This window comes from Roseomonas rosulenta, assembly GCF_016106005.1.
Taxonomy (GTDB): domain Bacteria; phylum Pseudomonadota; class Alphaproteobacteria; order Acetobacterales; family Acetobacteraceae; genus Neoroseomonas; species Neoroseomonas rosulenta.
The window spans coordinates 1-4,574 of sequence record NZ_JACADR010000323.1 but is presented as its reverse complement, the minus strand read 5'-3'; the positions used below and the strand labels follow the sequence as shown (position 1 = coordinate 4,574).

The 4,574-nt window shown below is 72.1% G+C and carries 9 protein-coding genes; 5 read left to right on the top strand and 4 right to left on the bottom strand.

Features of this window, described 5'->3' with window-relative positions; translation table 11 throughout:
• The 3 genes from HW578_RS23275 to speE form a co-directional block, all read left to right on the top strand.
• Positions 1-246, top strand: a 246-nt coding sequence (locus tag HW578_RS23275) for a hypothetical protein (protein WP_198373097.1), incomplete at its 5' end; no start/stop codon positions are given.
• Positions 247-408: 162 nt separating this feature from the next.
• Positions 409-867 (top strand): adenosylmethionine decarboxylase, encoded by a 459-nt coding sequence (gene speD, locus HW578_RS23270; RefSeq protein ID WP_198373096.1) that lies wholly within the window; start codon positions 409-411, stop codon positions 865-867.
• Between the two features lie 76 nt (positions 868-943).
• Positions 944-1,813, top strand: a complete 870-nt coding sequence (gene speE, locus HW578_RS23265) for a polyamine aminopropyltransferase (protein ID WP_198373095.1) — start codon at positions 944-946, stop codon at positions 1,811-1,813.
• Between the two features lie 6 nt (positions 1,814-1,819).
• Here the strand turns inward: speE and HW578_RS23260 are convergent, their stop codons facing one another.
• The 4 genes from HW578_RS23260 to HW578_RS23245 are packed head-to-tail and all read right to left on the bottom strand — an operon-like array spanning position 1,820 to position 3,582.
• Positions 1,820-2,200, bottom strand: a complete 381-nt coding sequence (locus HW578_RS23260; protein WP_198373094.1) for a hypothetical protein — start codon at positions 2,198-2,200, stop codon at positions 1,820-1,822.
• 59 nt (positions 2,201-2,259) lie between these two features.
• Positions 2,260-2,988 carry a flagellar type III secretion system pore protein FliP gene (gene fliP / locus HW578_RS23255; protein WP_198373093.1) on the bottom strand — a complete coding sequence of 243 codons (729 nt, stop codon included), beginning with the start codon at positions 2,986-2,988 and terminating at the stop codon, positions 2,260-2,262.
• Complete coding sequence (locus HW578_RS23250) at positions 2,985-3,251, bottom strand: flagellar biosynthetic protein FliO (RefSeq protein ID WP_198373092.1); 267 nt, start codon at positions 3,249-3,251, stop codon at positions 2,985-2,987. The genes fliP and HW578_RS23250 overlap by 4 nt, the downstream gene beginning before the upstream one ends.
• Positions 3,252-3,282: 31 nt before the next feature.
• On the bottom strand, positions 3,283-3,582 hold the full coding sequence (locus tag HW578_RS23245; protein ID WP_198373091.1) for a hypothetical protein: 300 nt from the start codon (positions 3,580-3,582) through the stop codon (positions 3,283-3,285).
• Between the two features lie 77 nt (positions 3,583-3,659).
• Here HW578_RS23245 and HW578_RS23240 point away from each other — a divergent pair, with 77 nt between their 5' ends.
• Both HW578_RS23240 and flgC read left to right on the top strand, forming a co-directional pair.
• Positions 3,660-4,040 (top strand): flagellar basal body rod protein FlgB, encoded by a 381-nt coding sequence (locus HW578_RS23240; RefSeq protein WP_198373090.1) that lies wholly within the window; start codon positions 3,660-3,662, stop codon positions 4,038-4,040.
• Positions 4,041-4,052: 12 nt separating this feature from the next.
• The gene (gene flgC, locus HW578_RS23235; RefSeq protein WP_198373089.1) at positions 4,053-4,463 is read left to right on the top strand and encodes a flagellar basal body rod protein FlgC; all 411 of its coding nucleotides are present in this window, start codon (positions 4,053-4,055) and stop codon (positions 4,461-4,463) included.
• Positions 4,464-4,574: the final 111 nt, after the last annotated feature.

The following is a 4,574-nucleotide window of genomic DNA, read 5'->3' as shown; positions in this document are numbered from 1 at the left end:
GTCGCGCTGGCGCGTGCCGCCGCCTATGCGGCGTTGGCCGGGGAGGAGGATGCGCTGGCCGCGCTGCGCGAGGCGCATGGCGCGCGCATGGCCGGCGGCCCGCTCGCCGAGGCCTTCGACCTGCTGACCGCCGACCCGCTGCGCGGCGTGGCCGACCTGCCGCGGCTGCAACGCGAGCTCGGTTTGTTGCGCGTGCTGCCGACGCGGCTGGAGGCCTTGCGGGCGGGCGTGCAGGTCGCGCGCTGAGTTGCGCGTCCCCCGGGTGGGGGCTCTGCAATTTTTCCGGTCCCCGGGGGTGAATTTCACTTGCGCCCGCGGACCCCTTGCCGCATATCGCGCGGCCGTTGACCCAAATGATCGGACTTTCCCGATCGCCCTGGTCATCTGCTGGCTGGAAGGAGCCCTCACATGGATGCTCTCGTCCAACCGGGGATGGTCTCGGATATGCCGAGCGACACCCGGAACATTGACGAAGACCGCTCGGTGCACCCCGAGAAGGATTACTTCATCGCGCGCAACGGCGTCCGCTACGCCGGGACGCACGTGATCATCGACCTGTGGGGGGCGACGAACCTCGACGACCCCGCGCATATCGATGCCGTGCTGCGCGAGGCTGCGCTCGCCACCGGGGCGACGATCCTGCACGGGCATTTCCACCACTTCTCGCCCAATGGCGGGGTGTCGGGCGTGCTGGTGCTGGCGGAGAGCCACGTGTCCATCCACTCCTGGCCGGAGCGGGACTACGCGGCGCTCGACATCTTCGTCTGCGGCGAATGCGACCCCTACAAGGCGCTGCCCGCGCTCAAGCGCGGCTTCCTGCCGGAGCGGGTGCAGCTGGCCGAACACAAGCGCGGCCTCATCGGATAAGGCTGCGGCGCATCGGCGTCGTGGAAGGGGCCGGGTGGCATCGCCCGGCCCTTTCGCATGATCGGGGGATTTCCTGATGGCCTATGACCTGTGGGTGAACGAGACGCTGTACGAGGCCTGGGGCCAGCGCTTCCGGGTGAAGCGCGAGCTCGCCCGCGTTCGGTCCGACTTCCAGGACATCATGATCTTCGAGAGCGAGACGCATGGGCGCGTCATGATGCTCGATGGCGTGGTGCAGATCACGGAAGCCGACGAGTTCTCCTACCAGGAGATGATCGCGCATGTGCCGCTGCTGGCCCATGGCGATGCGAAGAACGTGCTGATCATCGGCGCGGGGGATGGCGGCGTGCTGCGGCGCGTGCTGCAGCACCGCGGCGTCGAGCGCGCCGTCATGGTCGAGATCGACGGCGAGGTGATCCGGCTCGCGAAGGAATTCCTGCCCGGCATCGCGGGCGATGCGTGGCACGATCCGCGCGCGCAGGTGCTGGTGGCGGACGGCATCGACTATGTGCGGCGCGCGCCCGATGCCTCCTTCGATGTGGTGATCGTGGACAGCACCGACCCGATCGGCGTGGGCGAGGTGCTCTTCACCGACGAGTTCTACGCGAACTGCGCCCGGCTGCTGACCCCGCGCGGCATCGTGGTGAACCAGTGCGGCGTCCCCGCCATGCAGGGGGATGAGCTGCGCGAGACCTCGATCCGCCGGGGCCGCGCCTTCCCGGACATCTGGGCGTATCTCGCGGCTGTGCCGACCTATGTCGGCGGTTTCATGACGCTGGGCTGGGCGGGCAAGGACGCTTCCTGCCGGGCGGTGCCGGTGGGTGAAATCCGCGCGCGTGCCGCGGCGGCCGGCGTTCTGGGCACCACGCGCTACTGGACGCCGGAGATCCATGTCGGCGCCTTCCATCTGCCGCCCTACATCGCCGAGCACCTGCCGCGGGGCTGAGGCGGCTCACGGCCGCGCGGCGCGCAGCGCCGGCGGGTCGAAGCGGGCGCCGTAGACGGGTTCGAGCGTGAGCTCGGCCGCGGCGCGGGCATCCGTCCAGCGCGCCTCGGCCTGGGCGATCGCCTCGCGCAGGCGGGTCTCCTCGGCGAGGCGCTCCTCGGGCGAGAGGCTGGCGGGGGCAGGCTCGTTCTTCGGCTGGCCGTAGGTCCGCCGGAACAGGGTTCGCGCATCGAGGCTCGTCCCGTCCGCGATCAGGCAGGATGGGCCGGCGCGTGCCGGTGCGGCGCCGGCCTGCGCCGCCCCGCGTTCGGGCGCATCGCCCGGCTGGGCGGCGGCCCTGGCCGCCAGGCCGGACAGCACGAGCAGGGCGAGAAGCGCGGCGCGCATGACAACCCTCGCGGGAAGATCGGCCGGAGCTGCACGTCCGTCCCGCGGGGCGCGTTGCGCTAGGTCACAACGAAGCCCTGCACCAGGCTGGCCGAGACCAGCCGCCAGCCATCCACCAGCACGAAGAAGATCAGCTTGAAGGGCAGTGCCACCACCGATGGCGGCAGCATCATCATGCCGAGCGACATCAGGACGCTCGCCACCACCATGTCGATCACCAGGAAGGGCAGGAAGATCAGGAAGCCGATCTCGAAGGCGCGCTTCAGCTCGCCGACCATGAAGGCCGGCACCAGGGCGCGCCAGGGGGCGGACTGCGCGTCGGGCGGCGCGGGCAGGTTCGCCAGTTCTAGGAAATGCGCGAGGTCGTCCTCGCGCACCTGCGCGGCCATGAAGCGGCGGAAGGGCTCGGCCGCGGCCTCGAGGCCGGCGATCTCGCCGATGCGGCCCTCCGAGAGCGGCTGCAGGCCCTGTGTCCAGGCGGCCTCGACCACCGGCTGCATGACGAAGAAGGTGAGGAACAGCGCAAGCCCCACCAGCACCGGGTTGGGCGGGATGCCCTGCGCGCCGATGGCACTTCGCAGCAGCGCCAGCACGATGACGATACGGGTGAAGGCGGTCGCCATCACCAGCAGCGAGGGGGCGAGCGAGAGCATCCCGATCAGCGCGGTAAGCTGAACGAGGCGCGAGGTCGCCCCCGGCTGCCCCGCCTGGCCGAGGTCGATCGCGACCGATTGCGCCAGCGCCGCACCTGGCAGCAGCAGGCCGAGGAGGACCAGCGCGCGGATCATGCCGCGCGCTCCGGCAGCCAGCCGACCACCTGGTCCTGGGTGCCGCCAGTCAGCAGCAGCACCTCGCGCCCGTCGCAGCGCACCAGCACGAGGCGCCGGCGCGGGTCGAGCGCGACGCTTTCCTGGACGCCGACCCGCGTGCCGGCGCGCGCGGCGGGGGCGAAGCCGCCCGCGCGCAGCAGCCGCCCGCCCAGCAACACCAGGCCGAGCACGGCCAGGAGCGATGCGGCGGCGGTCAGCCAGTGTGTGATCTCGGGGGTCATGCCGCGGCCTCCTGCCGGCGGGGTGGGGGGGTCAGGGCGGTGCGAGCCCCGTGCGCAGCCGGTCGAGCGCGCGCAGCAGCGATTCGAGCCGCAGGCGGATGCCGGGCGCGGCGGCCCTGGGCACGGCGAGGCAGGCGGCGCAGATTCGCCCGATCTCGGATTCGAGCCCCGCGAGGTCGATGCGCCGGCGCTCGGTGGCCAGCGCCTCGGCCACCGCCAGCGTCGCCTCCATCGCGTCGATGGCGGCGACCAGCACGGCGGTCTGCCGGTCCTGTCCCGGAGTCTCGGTCGCGCAGCCCGTTCGGCTCATGGGCGCAGTGAACACGGCCATGGTTACCGCGCCGTTGCCGCGGCGCGGGATGGCGCCGTTAACCGAACCTTCGGCGGCGCCATGCGATGGACTCGCGTATGGACCCGACCCGCACAGGACCGATCGCGCTGGCCGAGAGCCGCATGCGCTGGCTCGATGCGCGCCAGCGCGTGCTGTCGCAGAACGTCGCCAATGCCGATACGCCGGGCTTCCGGCCCTCGGACCTGCGGCCCTTCGGGCAGGCGGTGAGCGCGGCGCTGGCGCAGACGAATGCGCGGCATCTGGGCCCGGTCAATGGCGCCGACCCGCGCGCGCGCGCCGAGCGCCGGCTGCCCGACCGCAGCATGGACGGCAACGGCGTGGCCCTCGACCGCGAGGCGATCCGCATCGCCGATACCGAGACGGCGCATGCGCTCGCGGTCGGGCTGCACAGGCGCTTTCTTGGGATGTTCCGCACCGCGCTCGGGCGCAGTTCGTAAGGGAGCACGTCGATGGACCTCGATCGCGCGCTGCGCATCTCGGCGGCCGGCATGCAGGCGCAATCGACGCGCCTGCGCGTGGTGGCCGAGAACCTGGCCAACCGCGACAGCACGGCGGAGACGCCGGGCGGCGACCCGTATCGCCGCAAGACCGTGACCTTTCGCAACCGCATGGACCGCGCGCTCGGCACGCCGATGGTGGCCGTCAGCCGCATCGGCACCGCGGCGGGCGATTTCCCGCTGCACCACGATCCCTCGCACCCGGCGGCCGATGCGCGCGGCTATGTCCGCATGCCGAACGTGGACAGCCTGGTCGAGACGATGGACATGCGCGAGGCACAGCGTTCCTACGCTGCCAACCTGTCCGTGCTGGAAGTCACGCGCGGCATGCTGACCCGCACCATCGAGGCGCTGCGCGGATGACCCTGCCGCTCGCCCCCGCCGGTGCCGCGGCCGCCTATCGCGCCGCGGATGCGCTGCCCGGCGCGGCGCAGGCCGGCCAGGGCGGTGCCGGCTTCGGCGCCGCGCTGACCC